This is a genomic window from Georgenia sunbinii (genome assembly GCF_036421875.1).
Taxonomy (GTDB): domain Bacteria; phylum Actinomycetota; class Actinomycetes; order Actinomycetales; family Actinomycetaceae; genus Georgenia_B; species Georgenia_B sunbinii.
On the sequence record NZ_JAZGOL010000003.1, the window covers coordinates 458948 to 485307 of the forward strand.

The 26360-nt window shown below is 71.5% G+C and carries 23 protein-coding genes and 1 pseudogene; 9 read left to right on the forward strand and 15 right to left on the reverse strand.

Annotated elements, in window-relative coordinates; genetic code table 11:
• Positions 1 to 102: 102 nt before the first annotated feature.
• The 3 genes from V2J52_RS09980 to V2J52_RS09990 are packed head-to-tail and all read left to right on the forward strand — an operon-like array spanning position 103 to position 3062.
• Entirely contained in the window at positions 103 to 1407 is a 1305-nt protein-coding gene (locus tag V2J52_RS09980; RefSeq protein WP_331227534.1) for a magnesium transporter MgtE N-terminal domain-containing protein, read from the forward strand.
• Entirely contained in the window at positions 1400 to 1888 is a 489-nt protein-coding gene (locus tag V2J52_RS09985) for a DUF1003 domain-containing protein (protein WP_331227535.1), read from the forward strand. The genes V2J52_RS09980 and V2J52_RS09985 overlap by 8 nt, the downstream gene beginning before the upstream one ends.
• A gap of 37 nt (positions 1889 to 1925) precedes the next feature.
• Positions 1926 to 3062 carry an Mrp/NBP35 family ATP-binding protein gene (locus V2J52_RS09990; RefSeq protein ID WP_331227536.1) on the forward strand — a complete coding sequence of 379 codons (1137 nt, stop codon included), beginning with the start codon at positions 1926 to 1928 and terminating at the stop codon, positions 3060 to 3062.
• A gap of 3 nt (positions 3063 to 3065) precedes the next feature.
• Here the strand turns inward: V2J52_RS09990 and V2J52_RS09995 are convergent, their stop codons facing one another.
• Genes V2J52_RS09995 through sigE form a run of 4 tightly spaced genes read right to left on the reverse strand, consistent with a single transcriptional unit; the run spans position 3066 to position 6554 of the window.
• The gene (locus V2J52_RS09995) at positions 3066 to 3422 is read right to left on the reverse strand and encodes a twin-arginine translocase TatA/TatE family subunit (RefSeq protein WP_331227537.1); all 357 of its coding nucleotides are present in this window, start codon (positions 3420 to 3422) and stop codon (positions 3066 to 3068) included.
• A gap of 45 nt (positions 3423 to 3467) precedes the next feature.
• Complete coding sequence (locus V2J52_RS10000; protein ID WP_331227538.1) at positions 3468 to 5120, reverse strand: S1C family serine protease; 1653 nt, start codon at positions 5118 to 5120, stop codon at positions 3468 to 3470.
• A gap of 40 nt (positions 5121 to 5160) precedes the next feature.
• Positions 5161 to 6000, reverse strand: a complete 840-nt coding sequence (locus V2J52_RS10005) for a hypothetical protein (RefSeq protein WP_331227539.1) — start codon at positions 5998 to 6000, stop codon at positions 5161 to 5163.
• Entirely contained in the window at positions 5997 to 6554 is a 558-nt protein-coding gene (gene sigE / locus V2J52_RS10010) for an RNA polymerase sigma factor SigE (protein ID WP_434056404.1), read from the reverse strand. Before sigE ends, V2J52_RS10005 begins: the two co-directional genes overlap by 4 nt.
• On the opposite strand from sigE, the gene V2J52_RS10015 reads away from it, so the two are divergent.
• A complete protein-coding gene (locus tag V2J52_RS10015; RefSeq protein ID WP_434056405.1) occupies positions 6485 to 7345 on the forward strand; it encodes an O-methyltransferase in 861 nt (286 codons plus the stop codon). The genes sigE and V2J52_RS10015 overlap by 70 nt on opposite strands.
• A 20-nt stretch (positions 7346 to 7365) precedes the next feature.
• On the opposite strand, the gene deoC is transcribed toward V2J52_RS10015, so the two are convergent.
• The 4 genes from deoC to V2J52_RS10035 all read right to left on the reverse strand — a co-directional run bounded on the left by deoC (position 7366) and on the right by V2J52_RS10035 (position 10422).
• Entirely contained in the window at positions 7366 to 8025 is a 660-nt protein-coding gene (deoC, locus tag V2J52_RS10020; RefSeq protein ID WP_331227541.1) for a deoxyribose-phosphate aldolase, read from the reverse strand.
• A 42-nt stretch (positions 8026 to 8067) separates the two neighbouring features.
• Positions 8068 to 8277, reverse strand: coding sequence for a hypothetical protein (locus V2J52_RS10025; protein ID WP_331227542.1), 210 nt, complete (start codon positions 8275 to 8277; stop codon positions 8068 to 8070).
• A gap of 73 nt (positions 8278 to 8350) precedes the next feature.
• Positions 8351 to 9133 (reverse strand): hypothetical protein, encoded by a 783-nt coding sequence (locus V2J52_RS10030; RefSeq protein WP_331227543.1) that lies wholly within the window; start codon positions 9131 to 9133, stop codon positions 8351 to 8353.
• Positions 9130 to 10422, reverse strand: a complete 1293-nt coding sequence (locus tag V2J52_RS10035; RefSeq protein WP_331227544.1) for a thymidine phosphorylase — start codon at positions 10420 to 10422, stop codon at positions 9130 to 9132. Before V2J52_RS10035 ends, V2J52_RS10030 begins: the two co-directional genes overlap by 4 nt.
• A gap of 311 nt (positions 10423 to 10733) precedes the next feature.
• On the opposite strand from V2J52_RS10035, the gene V2J52_RS10040 reads away from it, so the two are divergent.
• Positions 10734 to 12800 (forward strand): acyltransferase family protein, encoded by a 2067-nt coding sequence (locus tag V2J52_RS10040; RefSeq protein ID WP_331227545.1) that lies wholly within the window; start codon positions 10734 to 10736, stop codon positions 12798 to 12800.
• A gap of 76 nt (positions 12801 to 12876) precedes the next feature.
• Here the strand turns inward: V2J52_RS10040 and V2J52_RS10045 are convergent.
• The 6 genes and pseudogenes from V2J52_RS10045 to V2J52_RS10070 form a co-directional block, all read right to left on the reverse strand.
• A pseudogene (locus V2J52_RS10045) lies at positions 12877 to 13293 on the reverse strand (cytidine deaminase); the annotation flags it as partial.
• A 171-nt stretch (positions 13294 to 13464) separates the two neighbouring features.
• A complete protein-coding gene (locus tag V2J52_RS10050; RefSeq protein ID WP_331227547.1) occupies positions 13465 to 14745 on the reverse strand; it encodes an ABC transporter permease in 1281 nt (426 codons plus the stop codon).
• Positions 14742 to 16043, reverse strand: coding sequence for an ABC transporter permease (locus V2J52_RS10055; protein WP_434056406.1), 1302 nt, complete (start codon positions 16041 to 16043; stop codon positions 14742 to 14744). The genes V2J52_RS10050 and V2J52_RS10055 overlap by 4 nt, the downstream gene beginning before the upstream one ends.
• A complete protein-coding gene (locus tag V2J52_RS10060; RefSeq protein ID WP_331227548.1) occupies positions 16040 to 17617 on the reverse strand; it encodes an ABC transporter ATP-binding protein in 1578 nt (525 codons plus the stop codon). Before V2J52_RS10060 ends, V2J52_RS10055 begins: the two co-directional genes overlap by 4 nt.
• Before the next feature lie 129 nt (positions 17618 to 17746).
• Positions 17747 to 18877 (reverse strand): BMP family lipoprotein, encoded by a 1131-nt coding sequence (locus V2J52_RS10065; RefSeq protein ID WP_331227549.1) that lies wholly within the window; start codon positions 18875 to 18877, stop codon positions 17747 to 17749.
• Between the two features lie 117 nt (positions 18878 to 18994).
• A complete protein-coding gene (locus V2J52_RS10070) occupies positions 18995 to 20257 on the reverse strand; it encodes an amidohydrolase (protein ID WP_434056407.1) in 1263 nt (420 codons plus the stop codon).
• Between the two features lie 43 nt (positions 20258 to 20300).
• Here V2J52_RS10070 and V2J52_RS10075 point away from each other — a divergent pair, with 43 nt between their 5' ends.
• From V2J52_RS10075 to V2J52_RS10090, 4 genes are read left to right on the forward strand one after another with little or no spacing between them, the layout of a single operon-like run.
• Positions 20301 to 21392, forward strand: coding sequence for a mannose-1-phosphate guanylyltransferase (locus V2J52_RS10075; protein WP_331227551.1), 1092 nt, complete (start codon positions 20301 to 20303; stop codon positions 21390 to 21392).
• Between the two features lie 48 nt (positions 21393 to 21440).
• Positions 21441 to 22145, forward strand: coding sequence for a succinate dehydrogenase cytochrome b subunit (locus tag V2J52_RS10080; RefSeq protein ID WP_434056408.1), 705 nt, complete (start codon positions 21441 to 21443; stop codon positions 22143 to 22145).
• Positions 22146 to 22167: 22 nt separating this feature from the next.
• Positions 22168 to 24138, forward strand: coding sequence for a fumarate reductase/succinate dehydrogenase flavoprotein subunit (locus V2J52_RS10085; RefSeq protein WP_331227553.1), 1971 nt, complete (start codon positions 22168 to 22170; stop codon positions 24136 to 24138).
• Complete coding sequence (locus V2J52_RS10090) at positions 24135 to 24878, forward strand: succinate dehydrogenase/fumarate reductase iron-sulfur subunit (protein WP_331227554.1); 744 nt, start codon at positions 24135 to 24137, stop codon at positions 24876 to 24878. The genes V2J52_RS10085 and V2J52_RS10090 overlap by 4 nt, the downstream gene beginning before the upstream one ends.
• Before the next feature lie 103 nt (positions 24879 to 24981).
• Here the strand turns inward: V2J52_RS10090 and V2J52_RS10095 are convergent, their stop codons facing one another.
• On the reverse strand, positions 24982 to 26310 hold the full coding sequence (locus tag V2J52_RS10095; protein WP_331227555.1) for a YihY/virulence factor BrkB family protein: 1329 nt from the start codon (positions 26308 to 26310) through the stop codon (positions 24982 to 24984).
• Positions 26311 to 26360: the final 50 nt, after the last annotated feature.

Sequence of the window (26360 nt, forward strand, 5' to 3'; positions counted from 1 at the left end):
CCCGATTGTCTCCTGCGTCAGGGGTGTTCGCCACGCCTTGTCCACGAGTCGCCGGAGCAGCCGCGGGAGCGCGGGAGGCGTCGCTGCTCCTAGGCTGGCCAGGTGACGACCCCCGTGAGCAAGCCCGGCCCCAGTCGCGTCTTCGTCGCCCGGCTCGCCGGCACCCATGTCTTCGACCCGCTCGGCGACCAGGTCGGCCGGGTGCACGACGTCGTCGTCCTCGTCCGCAACGCTGCCGCACCCCGCGCCGTCGGGCTCGTCGTCGAGGTCCCCGGCAAGCGGCGCGTCTTCCTGCCGCTGAGCCGGGTGGTGAGCATCAGTCCGGGCGCCGTGATCACCACCGGCCTGCTGAACATCCGCCGGTTCTCGCCGCGGACCGGCGAGACACTGGTGCTCGGCCAGCTCGTCGACCGCCGGGTGGAGATGGCCGACGGCAGCGGCACCGTGGTGATCAACGACGCCGCCATCGAGCAGCAGCGCAACCGGGACTGGCTCATCACCGAGCTGTTCGTGCAGCGCTCCGTCGAGGGCCGCGGCCGGGGGCTGCGCCGTCGTCGTGGCGAGCAGCTCATCGTCGCCGTCGGCGACGTCGTCAGCCTCGCGCGCACCGAGAACACCCAGGAGGTGACGGCGCTGCTCGCCTCGATCGAGGGGCTCAAGTCCGCCGACGTCGCCGACTTCCTCCACGACCTGCCACCGGACCGGCGCACCGAGCTCGCCGGCGCACTGTCGGACGAGCACCTCGCCGACGTCATCGAGGAGCTGAGCGACGACGACCGGGTCTCGATCATCTCCGGCCTCGTCCCCAGCCGGGCAGCGGCCGTGCTGGACGCCATGCAGCCCGACGACGCCGCCGACCTCGTCAACGAGCTGCCCGCCGCCACCGCTGCCGCCCTCCTCGAGCTGATGGAGCCCGACGAGGCCGAGGACGTGCGCCGCCTCATCGGCTACGACGAGCACACCGCCGGCGGCCTGATGACCACCGAGCCGCTCATCCTGCCGCCCGAGTCGACGGTCGCGCTGGCGCTGGCCACCGCCCGCCGCGTCGACGTCACCCCGGCGCTGGCGACGATGATCTTCGTCGTCCGACCGCCGCTGGAGACCCCGGCCGGCCGGCTCCTCGGTGCCGTCCACATCCAGCGCGCACTGCGCGAGGCACCGCACGAACAGCTCGGCAGTATCCTCGACCAGGACATCGAGACCGTCGGGCCGCACGACGAGATCGGCAAGGTCACCCGGCTGCTGGCGACCTACAACCTCACCGCCCTGCCGGTGGTCGACGAGGAGCACCGGCTGCTCGGCGCGATCAGCGTGGACGACGTGCTCGACCACCTGCTGCCCGAGGACTGGCGCGACGCCGACGAGGACGAGACCGACACCGCGATGACGAGGAGCGCCCATGGCTGAGCGTCTGGACACCCCGCTGCAGTCCCGCCGCTGGCGCCGCCCCCGGGTGGACTCCGAGATGGTCGGCAGCGTGTCGGAGGGGATCGCCCGGTTCACCGGCACCCCCCGGTTCCTCATCTACCTCAGCGCGTTCGTCGGGCTGTGGCTGCTGTGGAACACGCTGGCACCGGAGAACCTGCGCTTCGACTCCGCGGCGCTGGGCTTCACCGCGCTCACCCTCATGCTCTCGCTGCAAGCGTCGTACGCCGCGCCGCTCATCCTGCTGGCGCAGAACCGGCAGGACGACCGCGACCGCGTCACCGCCGCGCAGGACCGCCAGCGTGCCGAGCGCAACCTCGCCGACACCGAGTTCCTCGCCCGGGAGCTGGCCGCGCTGCGGCTCGCGCTCGGCGACGTCGCGACCCGCGACTTCGTCCGCTCCGAGCTGCGCAGCGTCCTCGACGAGCTGCGGGAGGACGACGAGCACGACCGGGCGGTGTGACCAACGCCCGTCCGCGCCGCGGGGAATGCCGCCTACCATGGAAGGTATGAGTGCCCCCACGATCGAAGCTATCCGGGTCGAGCTCGACAAGGTCCTGGACCCCGAGATCCGCCGGCCCATCACGGAGCTGGGCATGGTGCGCTCGGTCGACCTCGAGGACGGCGGCAACGTCGTCGTCGGGATCGATCTCACCACCGCCGGCTGCCCGCTGAAGTCCACGATCACCAAGGACGTCACCGAGGCCGCCTCCCGGGTCGACGGCGTGGCAGGCGTCCGCGTCGACATGGGCGTGATGAGCGAGGAGCAGCGCAAGGCGCTGCGCTCCCAGCTGCGTGGCGGTTCCGCCGAGCCGACCATCCCGTTCGCCGAGCCCGGCAACCTCACCCGGGTCTACGCCGTCACCTCCGGCAAGGGCGGCGTCGGCAAGTCCACGGTGACCGCGAACCTCGCGGCCCAGATGGCCGCCGACGGCCTCAAGGTCGGTGTCGTGGACGCCGACATCTACGGCTTCTCGATCCCCCGGATGCTCGGCGTCGAGCACCCGCCGACCAAGGTCGACGACATGATCCTGCCGCCGGTGGCCAAGGACGTGAAGGTCATCTCCATCGGCATGTTCGCCCCGCCCGGACGGCCGATCGTGTGGCGCGGGCCGATGCTCCACCGGGCGCTGCAGCAGTTCCTCGCCGACGTCTTCTGGGGCGACCTCGACGTCCTCCTGCTCGACCTGCCGCCGGGGACCGGCGACATCGCGATCTCGGTGGCCCAGCTGCTGCCGGGCGCCGAGCTGCTCGTCGTCACGACCCCGCAGACGGCCGCCGCCGAGGTCGCCGAGCGGGCCGGGTCGCTGGCCACGCAGACCAACCAGAAGGTGGTCGGCGTCGTGGAGAACATGTCGTGGCTGGACCAGCCCGACGGCTCGCGGCTCGAGCTGTTCGGCACCGGTGGCGGCCAGACCGTCGCCGAGCGGCTGTCGGAGACCCTCGGCTACGACGTCCCGCTGCTCGCCCAGGTGCCCCTCGAGGTCGCGCTGCGCGAGGGCGGGGACTCCGGGGTGCCGTACGTCCTCGATGACGGCACGTCGCCCGGCGTGACGGCGCTGCGGTCGCTGTCGGACCGGTTGAGCCACCGAGCACGAGGCCTCGCCGGCCGCTCGCTGAGCATCAGCCCGCTGTAGCCCTCAGGTCGCCTCGTCGTCGAACGGGGCCTCGCCGCCGGGCGCCTGGTTGACGCCAGCGGCCCGGCTGGTGGCGGCCGCGGCGGCCGCCGGGGTGGCTGCCCGGGCGCCGGGCGCCGGGTCGCGCAGCGCGTCCCGCACGATCCGGCGCGGGTCGTACTGACGCGGGTCGAAGGAGGCGAGGTCGAGGTCGTTGAACTCGTCACCGATCTCGTCCTTGACCCGCTGCGAGGCGTCGGTGGTGAACCGCTTGAGCCCGCGCACGAACTTGCCCAGCTGCTCCGCGTACTGCGGCAGGCGCTCCGGCCCGATCAACAGCAGGGCGAGCACCGCAATCAGCATCAGCTCCGACCCGTTCACAGCCCCAGGATAGTCGGCCCCGCGACCCTCATGGACCGCAACGGATCACTCGCTGGTCTGCTCCCCGAGAACGACGTCGACCTCGCGCTCCGAGCCGTCACGGCGCACGGTGAGCCGGACCGTCTCTCCTGGCGCTCGGGCGCGCACCGCGACGATGAGCTCGGACGGGCTGGTGACCGGTGCGTCGTCGACCCGCGTGATGAGGTCGCCGGCCTCGATGCCGGCAACGTCGCTCGGACCGCCGGAGGTGACCGCCTCGGTGCCGCCGGTGTCCTGCTCGAGCACCCGGACACCCTCGCCCTGGTACTGCGTGTCGAGCGCGACACCGATGACCGGGTAGGTCGCCTGGCCCTGCTCGATGATCTGCTCGGCGGTGCGCCTGACCTGGTCGGAGGGAATGGCGAAGCCGAGCCCGATGCTGCCGGTCTCCCGGCCGGCGGTCTGCGCGATCGCGGTGTTGATCCCGACGACCTCCCCGCCGAGGTTGAGCAGCGGCCCACCGGAGTTGCCCGGGTTGATCGCGGCGTCGGTCTGGATGGCGTTGATGAATGCCGACTGCCCGTCGCCCGAGCCGCCGGCCTGCACCGGCCGGTTGAGCGCCGAGATGATCCCGGTCGTCACCGTCCCCTCGAGGCCGAGCGGGGCGCCGACGGCGACCGCCGGGTCCCCCACGACAACGGTGCTGGAGTCGGCGAGCACCAGCGGCACCAGCCCGTCGCGGTCGACGTGCAGCACCGCGAGGTCGTACTCGACCGTCCGTCCGACGATCTCGGCCGGTTCCTCGGCGCCGTCGGCGAAGGTCACCGTCACCCGGCCCGACTCACCAGCGGCCGCGACGACGTGAGCGTTGGTGACGATGTACCCGTCCTCGCGCAGCACCATGCCGCTGCCGCTGCTCGCCGCGGAGTCGCCGAACACCTGGATGAACACGGTGCTCTCCAGCGCTGCGGCCGCGATGGCCGCGACGCTCTCCGGCGCGCGGTCGACCGGCACGCCGGCCGCCGAGGTCGGCAACGACGGGGACTGCGAAGCGAACAGCTCACGGCCGCCGAGCGCGCCGCCGACGAGCCCCGCGAGCAGGGCCACGAGGACGAGGAGCACGACGACGGCGAGGCTCACCTGGCGCCGCTCGCGACGCTGCTTGCGGGGGCGCAGCGCCGGCTGCTGCTGCGGGTCATGCTCGTGGGGCGCGCCGTGGCCCCGGACGTCCGCCCATGGAAAGGCCTGGGTGGGAGCGGCGGCGTAGTCGCCCGGCGCGAAGTCCCGCGGTGTGGTCGACGGCGGGTAGGAGGTGAGCGGCTGCGGTGGGGCGGTGGGCGATCCTCCGGTGGGCCATCCCGCGGTGGATGATCCCGAGGTGGGCGACCCTGCGGCACTCGACCCTGCGGCCGGCGGTACGGCGGCGCGCGGCGCGGCGGTGGCCCAGCCGGCGTACGGCGAGGGGCTGCGGTTCTCGTCGGCCGCCCAACCGTCGCGGTCCCGCGGTCCGGCCGACGGCGCGCCGGGAACGGGCTGCTCGGGTTCGGGCTGCTCGGGTGCGGGGGCCACCACGGGCTCCGGCGTCGGGGACCAGCGCTCGGCCTCTTCAGCGGGAGCCGAGTACGGCTCGGGCTCCGGGGCGGGTGCCGGCGGGTACTCCGCCCCGCCGTCGTGCCCGGTGCGGGGATCGTCGGCGAACTCGTCGCGTCGCTCGGTCATGGTCCCATTCTCCACGCCTGCTCGCCGCTCGCCGCACGGTTCAGTCGGTGGCCCACGATGCCACCGCCTGCCAGCCCCGGCCGAAGCGTCCCAGCACCGAGGTGTCGTACTCGCCGGCCGGCATCACCTCGAGAACCTGCGCGCCGGCACCGTTCACGTTGACCGCCGGAGTGACGACGACGACGCGGTCGCCGCTCTGCAGCACCACGTGCTGCCCGCCGGTGCCCAGCCGCCACCGGCCGCCGTCGTCCAGACGGGTGACCGCGGCGTCGTCGGCGGCGAGCCGGCCGTGCTGCTGGAGCAGGCGGATGGAGGACGTCTCGCCCGCCAGCTCCACCTCGAGCACCTCGCCGGTGTCGCTCTCGAAGACCTCGACGTCGACGACCCGCATCCCCCCGGGCAGCGGGTCGGGCACGCTCCAGCCGTGGTCGGCGAGCCACCCGACGACCTCCGCGGTCGACGAACCGTCTGCCATGCCCGACGGCAGGCCCTCGGGGGTGGTGCCGGTGCGGCCCTCGACCGCCGCGAGGATGTCCTGCGGATCGGTCCGGTCCTCGCTGAGCGCGCCGAGCACCGGCAGGCCGGCAGCGACCACGCCGAACGCTGCCGCCGCACCGATCCCGACGAGCATCGGCCGTGACGCCCGGCGGCGGGGCGCTCCGTGCCCGCCCGGGTGCTGGATCGCGAGCAGCCGCGCGGTGAGGTCGTCGTCGGGCACGATGTCGCCGGCCTGCCACAGCACACGGCGGGAGGACCGCTCCCGGCGCAGCAGCTCGGCGCACTCGTAGCAGGTGACGGTGTGGGCCAGCGACTCCTCGGCCTCCTCGGCCGGGAGCTGCCCGTCGACCAGCGCCGTCACGCGCGACCCGAGGTGCGTCATACCCGCTCCGGAACCACGGCGCTGGGCCGCAGGTGCTCGAGCGAGTCGCGCAGCATTGCGCGGGCCCGGTGGATCCGCGAGCGCACCGTGCCCATCTTGATGCCGAGGGTGGCGGCGATCTCCTCGTAGGACAGCCCCTCGATGTCGCAGAGCACGACGGCGGCGCGGAACTTCGGCGGCAGCGCGTCGAGCGCGTCCTGGACGTCGGGGTCGAAGTTCTCGTACTCGAACCGGCGGTGGAGGTCGTGGCCCTCGTGGGAGGCGACGAGGCGCTCGGCGTCGTCGCCCAGCGGCGTCACCCGGTGGCGGGTGCGCTTGCGGGCACCGTCGAGGAAGAGGTTGGTGGTGATGCGGTGCAGCCAGCCCTCGAAGGACCCCGGCCGGTAGGAGTGCAGCGACCGGAAGACCCGGATGAAGGTGTCCTGGGTCAGGTCCTCGGCGTCGGCCTTGTTGCCGGTGAGGCGGTAGGCGAGCCGGTAGACGCGTGCGGAGTTGTCACGCACGATCTCCTCCCACGACGGCGGCGTCCAGGCGGAGTCGTCGGTGGTGGTCATCGGGGCCTCTTCCTCGCGGGTGGCGGAGCACCACGCTAGGTCGCGTACCTGAATGCTACCTGGGTGCACCGACATCCCCGCCGCCCGGCGGCACGACGCTACGATCGGGTGACTACCAGACGTCCGCACGGGCGACGACCGCCGGGAGGCCCACGATCGCTGCCGACAAGGCCCAGTCCTGGGCCTACACCGAGGATTTCATCGCTGAGGACGACGTCGTCGCCGAGGCACGCGCCCGCGCCGAAGAGCTCGGCTGCGAAGCCGTCTCGGCCGGCACCGGTGCAGCGCTGCGGCTGCTGGCCGCCGCCGTCGAGGCACGCGCCGTCGTCGAGGTCGGCACCGGGACCGGCGTCAGCGGCCTGTGGCTGCTCGGCGGGATGGCGCCCGACGGCGTGCTCACCACGATCGACGTCGACACCGACCACCAGCGCGCGGCCCGTGAGGCGTTCGCGGCCGCCGGCGTGAAGCCGGCACGCACTCGGCTCATCTCGGGGCGGGCGCTGGACGTCCTGCCGCGGATGGCCGACGCCGCCTACGACCTCGTGCTCGTCGACGGCGACCCGACCGAGGCTGCGGACTACGTCGAGCAGGCGGTGCGGATGCTACGCGTCGGCGGGGTGCTGGCGGTGCCGGGGGCGCTGTGGTTCGACCGGGTGGCCGACCCGGCGCGCCGCGACGAGGCCACCGTGGCGATGCGTGAGCTGGGCCGGACGGTCCGCGAGGACGAGCGGCTCGCTGCCGCGCTGCTGCCGTCGGGGGGCGGGCTGCTCACGGCCGTTCGGCGGCGCTGAGACCGCAGCGCCGACTCACCTCAGTCAGCGAACCCGTCGAGGACTGCGGCGGAGCCGGACAGCCCCAGCCGCGTCGCTCCGGCGTCGAGCATCGCCGTCGCGGTGGCAGCGTCCCGGATCCCGCCGGAGGCCTTGACGCCGAGGCGGTCGCCCACGGTCTGCGCCATGAGCGCGACCGCCTCGACGCTGGCGCCACCGGTCGGGTGGAAGCCGGTGGAGGTCTTGACGAAGTCGGCGCCGGCGGCCTCCGCGGCCCGGCAGGCGGCGACGATCTGGTCGTCGGTCAGCGCCGCTGACTCGATGATCACCTTGAGCAGCGCAGGCGCCGCCACCGCGGCGCGCACGGCGGCGATGTCTGCCTCGACCGCGGCCCAGTCACCGGTGACGGCCTGGGCGAGGTTGATGACCATGTCGACCTCGTCGGCGCCGTCGGCCACCGCGCGGGCGGCCTCGGCGGCCTTGACCTCGCTGTGGTGGGCACCCGACGGGAAGCCGCACACGGTGGCCACGATCAGCCCCTCGGCGTCGGCGAGCGGCAGCTGCGACGGCGAGACGCAGACGGCGAGCACCCCGAGGGACTGTGCATCCGCGACGAGCGCGCTGACCTGCTCCGGCGTCGCCTCGGGCTTGAGGAGGGTGTGGTCGACGAGCTGGGCGACGTCACGGCGGCTGCGGGTCATGGCTTCTCTCCTGAGGGTCGGTGGCCAGAGCCTACGCGAGGCTCACTCGCCCGCGGGCACCACGTCTTCCTCGTCGGCGGGGACCTCCGCCGCCTGGGCGAGCATGTCCGCCTCGGTGGCCTCCCGGTCGGGATCGACCTGCTCGGGCGGGTCGTAGTCCTCGCCGCTCGGCTCGGAGATCTCCGCGACGACGGCCTCCGGGTCGTCGGGCAGGTCGGGTGTGTCGGGCGTGGGACCGGTCTGGGTGCTCATCTGGCAACTCCCTCGTGCGGCGGCCGTGGGTCTCCAGTATCGCCACACGTCGCCGGTGCCCGCGACCGGGCAGTCAGGCCGGAACCGGCAGCAGCGCGACCGTCACGTGGGTCCAGCCGCCGAGCGCCGGGTGCGGCGTGGTGCGGTCGACGAGCGCGGCGGCCGGCACGCGGTAGACCTCGCCGCGACCCGGCTCGTAGAGGCTGAGCATCCCCGGCTCCCCCGCTCCGGGTGGCGGCGGTACCGCGAGGACGACGTGCCTGGGCACCGCGTGGGCGATCCCGCCGCGGAGGTCACCGCCGGTGAACATTGGGACCGGGTGCCCGCGGTGGGTCGCGGCCACCACCTGGGCCAGCACGGCCTGCGCGTCGTCGGTCGCGTCGTCGAACGGGCGGACCCGGTAGCGGACGCCCGGGAACCGCGCCTCCCGCGCAGCGGTCCACGGCGGCGTGCCGAGCGACGCCGGCCACGGCAGCGGGCCGAGCGCCCGGCGGCCGGTGCGGCGCTTGACCTGCCGCTGGGCGGCCGCGAACCGGCCGGCGGCGTCGAGTCCGGTGACCGACTCCCGGGGGATCTCCGGCGGCAGCGTGCCCCGCGGGACGCGGCCGGTCTCGAGCCACTCCGCCAGCACCGGGTCACCGGTGGCGGCCATCATCACCAGCACCGCCGAGCCGCAGGTCGTCTCGTCCACCTGGCGTGCCCGGGCGCCGCCGAGGAGCACCGGGAAGCCCTCGCGGTCGGTCGCCGACGGTGCGTCAGGCACCGTCCCCGTGACGGGCGGGGTCTTCAGCGGTCGACTCAGCGCGGCCAGCGGCGCGGTCAGCTGCCAGCGGTGCCACATCGAGGCGGCGCTCACCCCGAGATCCTTTCGAGCACGACCTCCCGAGCCGCGCCAGCGTCACCGCCGTCGCCGATGTCGACGGCGCCGTCCAGCGCCTGCTCGGCCCGGTCGAAACGCTCGGGGGTGTCGGTGTGGAGGGTGAGCAGCGGCTCGCCGGCTCGCACCTGGTCCCCCGGCTTGGCGTGGATCTCGACGCCCGCGGCGGCCTGCACGGCGTCGCCCTGCCGCGCCCGGCCGGCACCGAGGCGCCAGGCGCACACGCCGACGGCGTAGGCGTCCAGCCGGCTGAGCACGCCGTCGCGCTCGGCGGTGACCACCTGCGTCTCGCGCGCGGTGGGCAGCGGCGCGTCCGGGTCCCCGCCCTGCGCGCTGATCATCCGGCGCCAGACGTCCATCGCGCGGCCGTCGGCGAGCGCCGCGCGGGGGTCGGCGTCGGTGCGGCCCGCGGCGTCGAGCATCTCCCGGGCGAGCGCGACGGTGAGGTCGACGACGTCGGCAGGGCCGCCCCCGGCGAGCACCTCCACCGACTCACGAACCTCGAGCCCGTTGCCGGCGGTGAGGCCGAGCGGGGTGGACATGTCGGTAAGCAGCGCCGTCGTACGGACGCCGGCGTCGGTGCCCAGCGCGACCATCGTGCGGGCGAGCTCGCGGGCGGCGTCGAGGTCCTTCATGAACGCGCCGGAGCCGACCTTGACGTCGAGCACGAGCGAGCCGGTGCCCTCGGCGATCTTCTTGCTCATGATCGAGGATGCGATGAGCGGGATCGCCTCGACCGTGCCGGTGGTGTCGCGCAGCGCGTAGAGCTTCTTGTCCGCAGGGGCGAGGCCGCTGCCGGCGGCGCAGATGACCGCGCCGACACTCTCGAGCTGGCGGAAGATCTCCTCGTTGCTCAGCTCGGCGCGCCAGCCGGGGATGGCCTCGAGCTTGTCGAGGGTGCCGCCGGTGTGGCCCAGCCCGCGGCCGGAGAGCTGGGGCACGGCGACGTCGAACACCGCGACGAGCGGCGCGAGCGGCAGGGTGATCTTGTCCCCCACCCCGCCGGTGGAGTGCTTGTCCGCCGTGGGGCGCGACAGCCCGGAGAAGTCCATCCGGCTGCCGGAGGCGATCATCGCCCCGGTCCACCGGGAGATCTCCTCGCGGTCCATCCCCTGCAGGAAGATAGCCATCGCGAGCGCCGCCATCTGCTCGTCGGCGACGACGCCGCGGGTGTAGGCGTCGACCACCCAGCTGATCTCGCCCGGCGAGAGCACCTCGCCATCACGCTTGTGCCGGATGACGTCCACGACATCGAATGCTTCGCTCATGGCCCAACCCTATGCCGCGGCGGCGTCGGGCGCTGTGACCGGGACCACGAGGGCGAAAGTCACAAACGCAAAACTCGGCAGCCGCACCATAACGATGCACCACAGCCTGGGTTGGCGAAATCCCGGCAACGGCAGAGCCCGTATACTGGCCAGCGCCGCGTCAGTATCGTGCAGCGATCAAACCGTTGAGCACGCACAGCGACGAGCCCGCTTGACGCACCTCCCCGTATTTATCGCCGCGCCACAGGAAAACCATGCCCACCGCACCACCACGCCATGCCAGAAGTACGCGGGCGGCACTCGATGAAGGCTTGCCCGAACGCCGCTACCTGCCCGAGCTCCACGGCGTCCGAGGCTTCGCTCTTCTCGGTGTCGTCCTTTTCCACCTGTTCGGCGACGGCCGCGTGTCCGGTGGTATCGACATCTTCCTCGCCGTCTCCGGCTTTCTGTTTACCGGGATGCTCCTTCGCGAGGCAGCGGCGACCCGCGGTCATATCGACCCGCTGAAATACTACGGGCGTCTGGTTCGACGCATCCTCGTCCCGGCAGCGGTCGTCTTGGCAGCAACACTGCTCATTGGGCTGCTCATCTCTCCGGTAACGAAGCACAACCAGTTGTGGGCAGAAGCCCGGGCCTCACTGTTGTACTACGAGAACGTCGAACTCATCAGCTCACAGCTCGCCTACGGGGCAGCTGGCCCGGAAACCTCACCGTTCCAACACTTCTGGTCACTCTCCGTGCAGGGCCAGTTCTACGTCGTGTGGCCCGCCCTGGCGATCGTCGCCGTCCTTTCTGCCAAGCGGTTGAAGATCTCGGCGGCGCGGTCAATGGCGATTTTCGTCGGCATCGTCTTCATCGCGTCGTTCGGCCACGCCATCGTCGTCAGCAGCTACAACCACGATGAGGCGTACTTGCTGACCACCACCCGCGGCTGGCAGCTCGCGTTCGGCGGCCTGCTCGCACTCGTGGGAGGCACCGTCCGGCTCCCCCGGCCACTACGAGCACCAGCGGGGTGGGTGGGGCTGGCACTGATCGTCTCCTGCGGGTTCGTCCTCGACGGGGCGCAGCTGTTCCCCGGCCCGTGGGCGCTCTGGCCCTTGGTCGGGCTCACCCTGGTGCTGATGTCGGGAGGTTCCGACGGCGGGAACAACGACCCGAGGGGCACTGCGACACGCTTCTTGTCCAACGGGGCACTCTCCTGGGTCGGCGACCACGCCTACGGCCTCTATCTGTGGCACTGGCCGCTCACCATCTTCTACATGGAGATCCTCGACCGGGACGCGATCGGCCTCCGCGGCGCTCTCGTCATCCTCGCGGTCACCGTCGCGCTCGCCATGCTCACCTACAAGTACATCGAGACTCCGTTAAAGAACCGGCAGCAGCAGAGGTCCACGGCCACAGCTCGCACCGTCAACAAATATGTGGTCGCCATCGCCGCAGGAGCACTTGTCGTCGCCGGCACCGGCGCCACCGCCGTCCTCGACCGACCGCAGCACCAGACGGCCGATGTGTTCGCGGACTGGGACTGGGAGAACTACCCCGGCGCACTCGTGACCACGCCTGCCTACGCCGGCACGGCAGCGGCGGACGACTACCTCCCCGCCGTCGCAGACCTCGCAGCACAGCGGGCAACCGTCTACGAGGACGGCTGCGTCCAGGATCTCGGCAACAACCCTGGCCTCGACGAGGTCAAGGTCTGCGAAGACCCCAACAAACCGGATGACCCCACCGCGACCGTGGTCATCTCCGGCGGTTCACACTCGGTGCACTGGCACGCAGCGATCGAAGCCCTCGCGGCCGAGTACCGCTGGGAGTTGCTGGTGGTCACCAAGGATGCCTGCACCTTCATGGTGTCGGAGGACCCCGACTCGGCATCGTGCCAGTCGTGGAACGACAACTACATCGACTGGCTCGCCACCGAGGACGTCGATCTCGTCATCGCGAACGGGACAAGGATCTTCTCCGCTGCCCCAGAACGCATCCAGGAGGGCGCACCGCATCGCTGGCAGCAGATCACCGACACTGGTGCCGAACTCGCGCTCGTGCGCGGCACGCCACGCCCAGGGAAGCGCGTGGACGACTGTCTGGCCTCCGGGCAGACTCCGGTGGAGTGCGGTGCCACGGCCGACCAGATCGCCGACACCAACCCGCTCGAGGACCAGGACCTCCCCGCCGGCACGCACATCATCGACATGCTTCCGCACGTCTGCCCGGACGGTATGAGCACCGGCTCGGGCGCTTGCCCAGCCGTCGTCGGGAACGTCGTTGTCTGGTACGACGGCTCCCACCTCACCAACCGGTACGTCGCTACCCTGACGCCGCTCATTGAGGCTGAGCTGCGCGAGCCGGTGGGCTGGCTCTTCGAACGAAGCCACTAGTCAGGACTGGCGCCCCGCGACCCGGAGCCGGGTGTCCAGTAAGGCCAAGCCTCCACACTTAGGCGGGGGCGGGAAGTCAGACCTCGCGACGGTAGGTCTCAAGGTGGTCGGGGCCGAAGGCCTCGGGCAGGACCTCGGTCATCGGGCGGATTCCGCTGGGCATCTCCACGAGCAGGTCGGCGCCGCCGTGCTCCCACAGCAGCTGCCGGCAGCGGCCGCAGGGCACGATGACGGTGCCTTGGCCGTCGACACACACGAACGCGACCAGGCGGCCGCCCCCGGTCGCGAACAGCTCGGAGACCAGTCCGCACTCGGCGCACAGCGTCACGCCGTAGCCCGCATTCTCCACATTGCAGCCGGTCACCGTGCGGCCGTCGTCGACCAGCGCCGCCGCACCCACCGGGTAGCCGGAGTAGGGGACGTAGGCGCGCTCGGTCATCTCCCGAGCCCGCTCACGCAGGTGCTCCCAGGTGGCGTCGTCGATCATCGCGGTCTCCTGACGTTGCGGACAATCCTGCTCTCGGTGACAAGTCTGCTGTCGCGGACAATCCTGCTGTCGGTGACAAGTCTGCTGTCGCGGACAATCCTGCTCTCGGTGACAAGTCTGCTGTCGCGGACGATCCTGCTGTCGGTGACAAGTCTGCTGTGGGTGACAAGTCGGCTGTCAGGACTTGATGTAGGGGATGTTCTCGGCGGCGGGCGGGCGGACCCGGCCGACGAAGCCGGCGACGGCGAACACCGTGATGACGTACGGCAGCATGAGCAGGAACTCCCCGGGGATCCCGACCCCGCCCATCGCGCTGAGCATGTTCGCGAGGTTGCGGGAGAAGCCGAACAGCAGCGCCGCGGCCAGTGCGCCGAGCGGGTTCCATCTGCCGAGGATCATCGCGGCGAGCGCGATGAAGCCGTTGCCGGCGGACATGTCCCGGCCGAACGCCAGCCCGGAGCCCACCGTGAAGAACGCGCCGCCGAGCCCGGCGAGCGCACCCCCCATGATCGGGGTGATCCATCGGGTGCGGATGACGTTGATGCCCACGGTGTCCGCGGCCTTGGGGTGCTCGCCCACGGCCCGCACCCGCAGCCCCCACCGGCTGCGGAACAGGAAGATCTGCAGCGCGATGACGGCGGCGTACATGAGGTAGACCAGGATGTTCTGGTTGAACAGCACGGGCCCGATCACCGGGATCTCCGAGAGCAGCGGGATCGGCAGGTTGGCCAGTCGCTGCCGGTTGTTGAGGCCGGGGTTCTCGCTGAGCACGGTGGAGAAGAAGAAGCTCGTCAGGCCGAGCACCAGCACGTTGAGCACGACCCCGACGATGATCTGGTCCACCCAGTACTTCACCGAGAAGAACACCAGCAGCACACCGACGAGCGCGCCGGCGATCGGCGCCGCGAGGACTCCGATGTAGGCGTTGGCGGTGACCGAGGCGACGACGGCGGCGAGGAACGCCCCGCCGAGCAGCTGCCCCTCGATCGCGATGTTGATGACGCCGGCCCGTTCGCACATGACGCCGGACAGTGCACCGAACACGAGGGGGACCGACAGCGCCAGCCCACCGGTGAGGAGCGAGGTCAGCGGGATCGTCGCACCGGCGCCCACCCACACGAGGAAGGCGAGCACGAACGCGATGCCGAACGTGGTTGCGGGCCACCAGCTCAGCGACTGGCGCTGCACCGCCCGCATGACGGAGTAGACGGTCACCGCCGCCATCACCAGGGTGAGCACCCACAGCCCCGCGACGGTGGGGATCTCGGTGTTGGGGATCTCCGCCAGCTCGCCGCCGGTGGCGGTACGGAACGTGGTCGTGCCCGACTCGGTGAACAGCACGAAGCCGAACAGCGAGACGAGGGTGAAGAAGATCATGAAGCCCGGGGCGCGCCACTTCACCGGTGGCACGATCGTGGACCTCACCGCCGTGGGCGGGGTCGTGGTCGGGGCGCTCATGCCGCCACCTCCTTCGCGACGAGCACGGACGACTGACGGCGCGACCGGTCCGGCGCGGGGAGCCGGAAGATCGCTCTCACCAGCGGCGGGGCCGCGATGAGCAGCACGATGATCGACTGGACGACGAGGATGATGTCGATCGGGGTGTTGGTCGTGGACTGCATGAGGAAGCCGCCGGCCTTGAGCGCACCGAACAGCAGCCCGGCGGCGAAGGTGCCCCAGGGCTTGGCCCGGCCGAGCAGGGCCACGGTGATCGCGTCGAAGCCGTAGCTCGCGGCGACGCCGGCGGTGAGGATCTTCTCGGTGCCGAGCACCTGGGCCGAGCCGCCGAGCCCGCTGAGCACCCCGGCGACGACCATCGCGACGATGATCACCTTGCTCACCGAGATGCCGGCGGTACGGGCCGCCTCCTGGTTGGCACCGACCGCGCGCAGCTCGAAGCCGAAGGTCGACCGCTCGATCAGCCACCACACGGCGACCACCGCGGCGATCATGAGGATGAAGCCGGCGTGCAGCCGGAACGGGTCGGGCAGCAGCGGCGGGTAGACCGCCGTCGCGTGGATGTTCGGGGACCGCGGCAGCGACGAGCCGGTCTGCTGGAACGCCGGCTGGGTGAGCAGCCAGCCGACGAAGAACACCGCGATGTTGTTGAGCATGATCGTCACGATCACCTCGTTGGCGCCGGTCCGGGCCTTGAGGATACCGGCGATGCCCGCCCAGATCGCGCCGCCGAGGGCCGCGCCGAGGACCGCGAGGAGCAGGTGCAGGCCGGCCGGCAGCGAGTGCGCGAAGCCCACCCAGCCGCCGACGATGGCGCCGATGATGATCTGGCCCTGGCCACCGATGTTGAACATGCCGGCCCGGAAGGCGATCGCGATGCCGAGCCCGGTGAACACCAGCGGCACCGAGAACACCATCGTCTCGGTGAGCGGCCGGATCGCCCGGGTGAAGCTGTCGGCCTGGAAGTCGAAGATCGAGCCGCGGAACAGTGCCGTGTAGGCGGAGGAGATGGCGTCCCAGGCGGCGGCGAGCAGGTCGCCGGGGCGCTGGAAGAAGTAGCTCGCGGCGTCCTGCACGCGGGCGTCGGCGGCAGCGATGAGGACGGCGCTCAGCGCGAGCGCGACGACGATCGCCAGCACCGTGACCAACCAGCTGCCGGAGAGGATGTCGCGGACCACCTGAGCGGTCCGGGACCGGGCGGGCTCGTGCGGCACCTGCCGGCGCGAGGCCGGGGACTCCTCGGCCTGCGCGACGACGTCACCCGGGTGCTCGGGGGGCGTGCTCTGGTCCTCGCTCACGGCGCGGTCTCCTCACTGGTGTCGTCCGCCGCACCGAGGGTCGTGCGGTGCTCGGCGGACTGGGCGCGGGCCTCGTCGAGGGGCACGCCGGCCATCATGAGGCCGAGCACGTCACGCTCGGTGCCGCCCGGGACGATGCCGACGATCGCGCCGCGGTACATGACGGCGATCCGGTCGCCCAGCGCCATCGCCTCGTCGAGCTCGGTGGAGACGAGCAGGACGGGGGTGCCGTTGTCCCGCTCGGCGACGATCTGCTGGTGGATGAACTCGATCGAGCCGACGTCGACGCCGCGGGTGGGCTGGGAGGCGACGAGCAGCTTGAGGGGGCGCGACATCTCCCGCGCGACGACGACCTTCTGCTGGTTACCGCCCGACAGCGTGGCGATGGGGTCGTGGATCGAGGTGAGCCGGACGTCGTACTCCTCGGAGCGTTGCCGGGCGTTCTCCGCGACGAGCCCGGGCTGGATCGTGCCCCACCGGGCGAACTGCTCGGTGTCGTACACGTCGAGGACGAAGTTCTCGGCGATGGTGAAGGCGGAGATGACGCCGCTCGTCGACCGGTCCTCGGGGATGAAGCCGATGCCGGCGCGCAGCCGACGTTTGACCGAGACGTCGACCAGCTCCTCCCCTGCCAGCCGGATCGACCCGGTCAGCGGCTCGACGAGGCCGAGGATCGTCTCGGTGAGCTCGGTCTGCCCGTTGCCCTGCACCCCGGCGACGACGACGATCTCGCCGCGCCGCACGGTGAGGTCGAGCCGGTCGACCGCCACCTGGCCCTTGGGGTCCAGCACGGTGAGGTCACGGATGACGAAGTCCTCGGCGCCGGGCTCGGCCGGCGCCTTGTCGACCGCCATGCTGACGGCGCGCCCCACCATGAGCGAGGCGAGCTCGGTCTCGGACGTCTCGGGGCTGGCCTTCCCCACGACCTTGCCGCGGCGGATGACGGTGATCGAGTCGGCGATCGCCCGGACCTCGCGCAGCTTGTGCGTGATGAAGACGATGGAGGTGCCCTCGGCCTTGAGCTGGCGCATGATCGTGATGAGCTCGTCGGTCTCCTGCGGGGTGAGCACCGCCGTCGGCTCGTCGAGGATGAGCACCTTGGCCTCGCGGGACAGCGCCTTGATGATCTCCACCCGCTGCTGCGCCCCGACCGGCAGGTCCTCGATGACGGCGTCGGGATCGACGTGGAAGCCGAACCGGTCGGAGATCTCCTTAACCCGCTTGCGCGCGGTGCGCTGGTCGATGATGCCCAGCGGCCCCGATGGCTCGTAGCCCAGCGCGACCGACTCGGCGACGGTGAACACCGGCACGAGCATGAAGTGCTGGTGAACCATGCCGATGCCGGCCGCGGCGGCGTCGCCCGGCCCCGCGAAGGTCACCGGCTCGCCGTCGAGCAGGATCTGGCCGTCGTCGGGGTCGTAGAGGCCGTAGAGCACGTTCATCAGCGTGCTCTTGCCCGCGCCGTTCTCACCGAGCAACGCGTGGATCTCCCCGGGTTCCACGACGAGGTCGATGTGGTCGTTGGCGACGAGCGGGCCGAAGGTCTTGGTGATGCCTCGCAGCTCGAGCTTCACAGATCCACTCCATCAGGGATGTGTTGCCGCCCCGGGCAGCAGGGTGCCGTCACCGGAGCGTAGCGGAGGGTGGGACGGTGACGGCCCGGCCCACGTGGGGTCGGGCCGTCACCGGCGGTACCTATCGGGTCACGGAGCGTTCGGGCTCTCCACGACGAGCTCGCCGGAGGAGATCTGCTCCTGGAGCGCGGTGACCGCGTCCTGCAGCTCGGTCGGCACCTCGGTGCTGCCGTAGGCGAGGCTCACGCCACCGTTGGCGAGGTCACCGATGTACGGGTCACCGGAGAACTCCTCGTTGAGGCTGGCCTCGATCGCCTCGAAGACACCGGCACCGATCTCCTTGACGACCGAGGCGAGCACGATGTCGCCGTAGTCGGTCGAGGCGGTCCAGTCGGAGTCGACGCCGACGATCCAGACGTCCCCGGCGCTCTCGGCCGCGGCCGCGGCACCCAGGCCCACCGGCCCGGCGACCGGCATGACGATGTCGGCGCCCTGGGCGATGAACTGCTCGGTCAGCGCCTGGCCCTGGCCCTGGTCCTCGAAGCCACCGGAGAAGGTGCCGTTCTGCGCCTCCTTGTCCCAGCCGAGGACGTTGACGTCGGCGTCGTTGTCCTCGTTGTACTTCGCGACGCCGTCGACGAAGCCGTCCATGAAGATCGACACCGAGGGGATCTGCAGGCCGCCGAAGGTGGCGACGGTGCCGGTCTGGGTGCTGCCCGCGGCGACGTAGCCCGCGAGGTAGGCAGCCTCGGCGGTGTTGAAGATGATCGGCTTGGCGTTGGGCAGCTCGACCGGGACGGGCGGGTCTTCCTCGGTCGCACCCGGGTCGGAGAAGGTCGCGTCGACGAGACCGAAGTGGAGGTCGGTGTTCGCCTCGGCCGCGCCCTGGATCGGGTCCTCGAGGAGGAAGCCGACGCCGATGGTGATGTTGCAGCCCTGCTGAACCATGGAGTCGACGTTGGGGCCGAAGTCGGCCTCGGACTGCGACTCGGCGTCCTGGAGGGTGATGCCCAGCTCAGCCTCGGCCTGCTCGGCGCCCTCCATCGCGGACTGGTTGAAGGACTGGTCGTCCCAGCCGCCCTGGTCGGAGATGAGGCAAGCGGTGAAGTCGGCGTTGTCCCCGGTCGCGCCGTCGTCGGCCTCGGTGGTGGTCTCGGTGTCGTCGCCGGGCTCAGGGGTGTCGTCCGGCGCATCGCCACAAGAAGCGAGGGTCAGTGCCACGACACCCGCGAGCGCGGTCGCGTAGATGCTCTTCTTCACACTTGTCTCCTGATCGGTCTGGCCGAGGATCGGCTGCGTGCGGTCGACACTAACCCCACGACCGTCGTTCCTGACCACACTGTGAGACCCGCACCACGGGTTGTTACCCAGTTGCAATCAGTGCGGCGCCCCCGGGCCGCGCCCCGCGCCCCGGTCACGGCGGCTGGGCGAGCTCTGCTGGTAGGCCGCCACCTGCACGGTTCGGGCGAGGAGCTTGGCGCCCGCCGCGATGGCCCGCTCGTCGATGACGAGGTCACCCTGGTGGAGGTCGAAGGCCGGCCCGCCGGGAGCCCGGGTGCCGAGCCGGACCATCGCGCCGGGGATGCGCGCGAGGTACCACGCGAAGTCCTCACCACCGAGGGACTGCTCGGTGAGCACGACGGCCTCGGGTCCGACGACCTCGCGGACCGCGCCGTCGAGCGTGCGTACGCTCAGCTCGTCGTTGTGGACCGGCGGCATCCCCCGCTCGTGCTTGAGCTCGACGTCCACCCCGAACGGGGCGAGCAGGTCCCGGACGAGGCCGTCGACCAGGCCGGCGGCGCGGTCCCAGGCGGCGATGTCCAGCGAGCGCAGCGTGCCCGAGACGGTCCCGGTCGCCGGGATGGTGTTGGTCGCCTTGCCGGCGTGCACCGCCCCCCACGTGAGGTTGGTGCCCGACCGCGGGTCGATCCGCCGGCCGAGGACAGCCGGCAGCTGGGTGATGAGGTGGCCCAGGGCGTAGACGACGTCCCCGGTGAGGTGGGGGCGCGAGGTGTGGCCGCCGCCGGAGCTGACGGTGACCGTGACGTTGTCCGAGGCGGCGGTGATCGGGCCGATGCGCGACCCCACCTTGCCGACCTCGATCTGCGGTGCGCAGTGGAGCGCGAAGACCTGCTCGACGCCCTCGAGCACGCCGCTGTCGACGAGCTCGCGGCCGCCGCTGGGCTGGATCTCCTCGGCGGGCTGGAAGATGAGCCGCGCGCCGACCGGCAGCAGGCCCTCAGCGTCGAGCTGGGCGAGCGCGAGGCCGGCACCGAGCACGGTGGTGGCGTGGACGTCGTGCCCGCAGGCGTGGGACACGCCGGGCTTGGTCGAGGCGTACGGCAGCCCGGTCCGCTCCTGCACCGGCAGCGCGTCGAGGTCGCCGCGCAGCGCGATCCGCCGGCGGCGGACCCCTCGCGGGTCGGGGCCGATGTCGCACACCAGCCCGCTCGTCGGCAGCAGCCTCGGCCGCAGCCCGGCCGCGGTGAGCCGGTCGGCGATGAGCGCGGTGGTCTCCTGCTCCATCCAGCCGAGCTCCGGGTTCGCGTGGATCTGGCGCCGGATGGCGCGGAGCTCGTCCTCGAGGGTGTCGACGAGCTGGACGATTCGGTCGGCGGGAGGCGCGTCAGTCACAGGCACGACCCTAGCCCGCGGCACCGCCGGCGAGCCGTAGGGTCGCCCCATGACCGCTTCCTCGCTGGGCTTGCACGCCGTCATCCCCGCCGGTGGCGCCGGCACCCGCCTGTGGCCGCTGTCCCGACGGCGTCATCCCAAGTTCCTGCTCGACCTCACCGGCACCGGGCGCACCCTGCTGCAGGGCACCTGGGACCGGCTGGCACCGCTGAGCGACGGCGTCCTCCTCGTCACCGGCACCGACCACGCCGCGGCGGTCCGCGAGCAGCTGCCCGGGCTGGCGACGGACGGCGTGCTCGCCGAGCCGTCGGGCCGTGACTCGATGGCGGCGATCGGGCTCGCCGCCGCGGTGCTCCGCGAGCGCCACGGCGACGTCGTGCTCGGCAGCTTCGCCGCGGACCACGTCGTGCGGGACGAGGCCGCCTTCGCCGCAGCCGTGCGTCAGGCGGTCGCCGCGGCACGTGCCGGATATGTCGTGACCATCGGGATCGAGGCGGACCACCCCTCGACCGCGTTCGGCTACATCGAGACCGGTGAGCCGCTCGGCCTCCCCGCGGCGCCGGCCGCGCACCATGTCACCGGCTTCACCGAGAAGCCGGACGCCGAGACGGCTGCGGCCTACCTCGCCGGTGGCCGCTACCGCTGGAACGCCGGCATGTTCGTCGTCGGCGTCGACGTCCTGCTCGGCCACCTCGCCCGGCTGCAGCCCGCGCTGCACGACGGCGTCGTCGCGATCGCCCGCGCGTGGGACACCGCCGACCGGGAGGAGGTGCTCGCCCGGGAGTGGCCCCGCCTCACCCGCATCGCGATCGACCACGCGATCGCGGAGCCGGTCGCGGCCGACGGCGGCGTCGCCGTCGTCCCGGCCGACCTCGGCTGGGACGACGTCGGGGACTGGGCCTCCCTCGCCGGGCTCGTCGGTGACGGCTCGCAGGTCCGCGTGCTCGGCGACGGCGCGGACGTGCTGGCCGTCGACAGCCCCGGCGCCCTCGTCGTCCCGGGCACCGGCCGGCTGGTGAGCGTGCTCGGCCTGCCCGGCGCCGTCGTCGTCGACACCCCCGACGCCGTCCTCGTGACGACGACGGCGCACGCACAGCACCTCAAGGCCGTCGTCGACCAGCTGCCCGACACGCTGCGCTGACCAGGCGGCGCGCCGACCGGTCGGTAGCACTGCCCGGAAGTGGCTAACATGCTTGATGTGTCCACCACCAAGACTGCGGCGCGGCAGGTCGCCGGCCGGCGCACCACCGTCGCCCTCAAGCTCGTCATGGCCGCCACCGGGATCATCTTCCTGCTGTTCATCCTGGCCCACATGTACGGCAACCTCATGGCCCTCGGGGGCCAGCAGGCGTTCGACGACTACGCGCACCACCTGCGCGAGCTCGGCCAGCCGATGCTGCCGTACGAAGGCTTCCTGTGGATCATGCGGGTCGGCCTGGTCGTCAGCCTCGTGCTGCACGTGTGGGCCGCCGTCAGCCTGGCGCGCCGGGCACGTGGTGCCCGCAGCCAGCGCTACACGGTGAAGAAGGCCGTCGGCTCGACGCTGTCGTCGCGCACGATGCGGTGGGGCGGGCTGACGATCCTGCTGTTCGTCATCTTCCACATCATGCAGTTCACCACCCTGACCATCGAGGTCGGCGGCTCGTTCGACAGCCCCTACGACCGCGTCGTCGCCGGCTTCAGCGTCTGGTGGGTGGTGGCCATCTACGTCGTCGCGATGCTCGCGCTCGGCATGCACCTGCGCCACGGCATCTGGAGCGCGGTGCAGACGCTGGGCTGGTCCAACCGCAAGCGCGAGCCGGCGCTGCGAGCCACCTCGCTCGTCATCGCGCTCGTCGTCGTCGTGGGCTTCCTCGCCCCACCGCTGGCCATCGCCTTCGGGTTCATCAACTAGGACGCGGAGAAAACTCATCGTCATGTCAGAGCAGCTCATCGACGGCCTCTACCGCGAGGGCGAGCCGATCGCCGACACCAAGGCCCCGAGCGTCCCGATCGACCGCCGCTGGCAGGAACGGCAGTTCCAGACCGCGCTGGTCAACCCCACCAACCGGCGCAAGCGCAAGGTGATCATCGTCGGCACCGGGCTCGCCGGCGCCTCCGCCGGGGCCACCCTCGGGGAGGCCGGCTACCAGGTGGAGTCCTTCTGCTACCAGGACTCCCCCCGCCGGGCGCACTCCATCGCCGCGCAGGGCGGCATCAACGCCGCGAAGAACTACCGCAACGACAACGACTCGACCTTCCGGCTGTTCTACGACACCGTCAAGGGCGGCGACTTCCGCTCCCGGGAGTCCAACGTCTACCGGCTCGCCGAGGTCAGCGCCTCGATCATCGACCAGGCCGTCGCCCAGGGCGTGCCGTTCGCCCGCGAGTACGGCGGGCTGCTCGACAACCGGTCCTTCGGCGGCGTCCAGGTCTCCCGGACGTTCTACGCCCGCGGCCAGACCGGCCAGCAGCTGCTCATCGGCGCCTACCAGGCCCTCGAGCGCCAGATCGCCGCCGGCACCGTCACCATGCACACCCGTCACGAGATGCTCGAGCTCGTCGTCGTCGATGGCCGCGCCCGCGGCATCATCGTCCGCGACATGGTCACCGGTGAGATCCAGACCCACCTCGCCGACGCCGTCGTGCTGGCCACCGGCGGGTACGGCAACGTGTTCTACCTGTCGACGAACGCGATGGGCTCCAACACCACCGCGATCTGGCGGGCGCACCGCAAGGGCGCGCTGTTCGCCAACCCCTGCTACACCCAGATCCACCCGACCTGCATCCCGGTCGCCGGGGAGTACCAGTCCAAGCTCACGCTGATGAGCGAGTCGCTGCGCAACGACGGCCGCATCTGGGTCCCCAAGCGCGCCGAGGACTGCGAGAAGGACCCGCGCCAGATCGCCGAGGGGGACCGCGACTACTACCTCGAGCGGATCTACCCGGCCTTCGGCAACCTCGTCCCCCGCGACATCGCCTCCCGGCAGGCGAAGAACATGTGCGACGAGGGCCGCGGCGTCGGCCCGGCGGTCGAGGGCGTGCGCCGGGGGGTCTACCTCGACTTCGCCGAGGCGATCGCCCGGCTGGGCCGCAAGGCGGTCGAGGCGAAGTACGGCAACCTCTTCGACATGTACCAGCAGATCACCGGGGAGAACCCCTACGAGGTGCCGATGCGCATCTACCCGGCGGTCCACTACACGATGGGCGGGCTGTGGGTCGACTACGACCTGCAGTCCAACATCCCGGGCCTGTTCGTCACCGGGGAGGCGAACTTCTCCGACCACGGCGCCAACCGGCTCGGTGCCTCCGCGCTCATGCAGGGCCTGGCGGACGGCTACTTCGTGCTGCCCAACACCATCAACGACTACCTCGCCGCCGGCGGGCTCGACCCGGTGACGGCCGATCACCCCGCCGCCGCCGAGGCGCGCGAGTCGGTCACCTCCCGCATCCACTCGCTGCTGAACAACGGCGGCACCCGCTCGGTGGACTCCTTTCACAAGGAGCTGGGCCACATCATGTGGGAGTACTGCGGGATGGAGCGCACCGAGGAGGGCCTGCGCACCGCGATCGAGAAGATCGGCGTGCTGCGCGAGGAGTTCTGGCGTGACGTCCGGGTGCTCGGTGAGAACGAGGAGCTCAACCAGGCGCTGGAGAAGGCCGGCCGGGTCGCGGACTTCATCGAGCTCGGTGAGCTCATGTGCATCGACGCGCTGCACCGTCGCGAGTCCTGCGGCGGGCACTTCCGTGCCGAGTCGCAGACCGAGGACGGCGAGGCGCTGCGCCACGACGACCAGTTCGCCTACGTGGCCGGCTGGGAGTGGGGCGGGGTCGGGCAACCGCCGGTGCTTCACAAGGAAGCCCTGGAGTATGAGTACGTCGAGATGAAGCAGCGGAGCTACAAGTGAGAATCACGCTCAAGGTCTGGCGCCAGAAGAACGCCACCACCAAGGGTCGGATGGTCGACTACCGGCTCGACGACGTCAGCAAGGAGATGTCGTTCCTCGAGATGCTCGACGTGCTCAACGAGCAGCTCATCGCCGACGGCGAGGACCCGATCGCCTTCGACCACGACTGCCGCGAGGGCATCTGCGGCGCGTGCGGCGTGATGATCGACGGCGTCGCCCACGGCCCCGAGGTCACCACCACCTGCCAGCTGCACATGCGGTCCTTCTCCGACGGCGACTCGATCGTCGTCGAGCCGTGGCGCGCCGACCCGTTCCCGGTGATCAAGGACCTCGTGGTGGACCGGTCGGCGTTCGACCGGATCATCCAGTCGGGCGGCTTCATCTCCGCCAACACCGGGGCCGCCCCGGACGCCCACGCGAGCCCGATCCCCAAGTCCGACGCCGACGGTGCCTTCGAGGCCGCCGCGTGCATCGGCTGCGGCGCCTGCGTCGCAGCCTGCCCCAACGGTTCCTCGATGCTGTTCACCGCCGCGAAGGTCACCCACCTGGGGCTGCTGCCGCAGGGCCAGCCGGAGCGTGACAGCCGCGTGGTGTCGATGGTCAACCAGCAGGACCACGAGGGCTTCGGCGGCTGCACGAACATCGGCGAGTGCGCCGCAGTGTGCCCCAAGGGCATCCCCCTCGACACCATCAACCAGCTCAACTTCGACCTGCGCCACGCCATCGCGCACGGCTACTGACGGCCCGCCCCCGCTGCTTCCGCCGAGATACCCGATCTCGGCGGTAGGTGGCGGCTAGACATCCGGTCTCGGTACCACCACGTCGGTCTCAGCGGGGCGAGGGTCAGCCGGTCGTGTCGTCGGCCGGCGCTGGCTGCTCGCCGCGGGCCCGGCGGCGCTGCTGCGCCTGGGCGAGGTCCGCGTCGTAGCGCGCGAAGCGACCCTCCATCCGGCGCCGGCGCCACGCGTTGACCCGGCGCCGGACCGCGCCGTACAGACCGCCCCAGTAGGCGTCCTTGCGGCGCTGGTCCTCGGCGACCCGCTCGGCCCACTCCCGCTCCTCGATCTCGGCCCGGCGCCGCGCGAGGGCGTCCTCGCCGTCGTCCCCGAGTCGCTCAAGGTCGCCGGCGAGGACCTCCTCACGCACATCCTCGGTGGTCTGTACCGTGCCGGTGATCGCCTCGTAGTCCCACGCGAGCGTCTCCGGCACGCTGAGCGTGACGAAGTTCGGGTCCTCGTCGAACCTGGTCGCCGCCGGGTCCTTCGGCTTGGGCGGCGCCGGCGGGTTCGCCGTCCACGCCGCCACCATCAGGGTCACGCGGGCGAGGAGGTTGATCCACAGCAGCAGCGTCACGAGCGCGGCACCGGCCGCGAGCACCGGGTCGTCGGCGCCGCCGACCACGGACGTCCCGAGGATGCGCAGCACGCCGGCGGCCGCACCACCGACGAGCGCCCCGATCAGCAGGTCGCGCCGCGGCCCGTGGACCCCGGCCAGCACCCGGAACAGCAGCACGAAGACAGCCGCGTCCACGGCCAGTGCCACAGCGAACCCGAGGATCCGCAGGGCCAACGCGGCCAAAGCGCCGTCGATGCCGATGAGGGACATGAACCAGCCGCCGGCTGTGCCGGCGGCGATGCCCAGCGCGGCGGTCAGCACGACGGCCAGCGCCAGCACGAGGAACCCGCCGAGGTTGCGTGCCTTCGCCTTGGCGAAGTTCTCCCTGGGCACCGTGATCCCGAACATTGCCCGGATGGAGCGCTTGAGCGCGTCCATCACGGTGATCGCGGTCCACAGCAGCACGCCCACGGCGATGACGGTCGTGGGGTTGAGCGCCGTGTCGAGGACGAGGCTGTCGGGGTCGACCAGGCCGTCCGGGCTGTCGGCGGTCTGCAAGATGCCTGGCAGTGCCCCGTTGACGCTCTCGATGACGCTGGTGCGAAGCTCATCGTTTCCGCCGAGGACCGCCATGAACGCGGTGTACCCGATGGCAAGCGCCGCGAAGATGGAGAACAGCGCCGAGTACGTGATGCCCCCGGCGAGGAGACCGCCGCGCGCGTTGCCGTACCTGGCCAGGCCACGCCCCACGCGAGAGTGGTTCCACCACTCGAGGAGTGCCTGGAGCCGCTGCGCGATCCCCGGAGAGTCGTCCTGCTGCGGTGCCACGGTTGCCATGGTGGTTCAGCCTAGGCAGGAACCGGCGACGGCGCTCATCAGCCGCCGCT

What these genes read in the sequence shown, in the direction of transcription:
- V2J52_RS09985 (WP_331227535.1), top strand. Translation starts at nt 1,400, where the DNA reads ATGGCTGAGCGTCTGGACACCCCGCTGCAGTCCCGCCGCTGGCGCCGC.
- V2J52_RS09990 (WP_331227536.1), top strand. Translation starts at nt 1,926, where the DNA reads ATGGAAGGTATGAGTGCCCCCACGATCGAAGCTATCCGGGTCGAGCTC.
- V2J52_RS10000 (WP_331227538.1), bottom strand. Translation starts at nt 5,120, where the DNA reads ATGACCGAGCGACGCGACGAGTTCGCCGACGATCCCCGCACCGGGCAC.
- V2J52_RS10005 (WP_331227539.1), bottom strand. Translation starts at nt 6,000, where the DNA reads ATGACGCACCTCGGGTCGCGCGTGACGGCGCTGGTCGACGGGCAGCTC.
- sigE (WP_434056404.1), bottom strand. Translation starts at nt 6,554, where the DNA reads ATGACCACCACCGACGACTCCGCCTGGACGCCGCCGTCGTGGGAGGAG.
- deoC (WP_331227541.1), bottom strand. Translation starts at nt 8,025, where the DNA reads ATGACCCGCAGCCGCCGTGACGTCGCCCAGCTCGTCGACCACACCCTC.
- V2J52_RS10025 (WP_331227542.1), bottom strand. Translation starts at nt 8,277, where the DNA reads ATGAGCACCCAGACCGGTCCCACGCCCGACACACCCGACCTGCCCGAC.
- V2J52_RS10035 (WP_331227544.1), bottom strand. Translation starts at nt 10,422, where the DNA reads ATGAGCGAAGCATTCGATGTCGTGGACGTCATCCGGCACAAGCGTGAT.
- V2J52_RS10050 (WP_331227547.1), bottom strand. Translation starts at nt 14,745, where the DNA reads ATGAGCGCCCCGACCACGACCCCGCCCACGGCGGTGAGGTCCACGATC.
- V2J52_RS10075 (WP_331227551.1), top strand. Translation starts at nt 20,301, where the DNA reads ATGACCGCTTCCTCGCTGGGCTTGCACGCCGTCATCCCCGCCGGTGGC.
- V2J52_RS10080 (WP_434056408.1), top strand. Translation starts at nt 21,441, where the DNA reads ATGCTTGATGTGTCCACCACCAAGACTGCGGCGCGGCAGGTCGCCGGC.
- V2J52_RS10085 (WP_331227553.1), top strand. Translation starts at nt 22,168, where the DNA reads ATGTCAGAGCAGCTCATCGACGGCCTCTACCGCGAGGGCGAGCCGATC.
- V2J52_RS10095 (WP_331227555.1), bottom strand. Translation starts at nt 26,310, where the DNA reads ATGGCAACCGTGGCACCGCAGCAGGACGACTCTCCGGGGATCGCGCAG.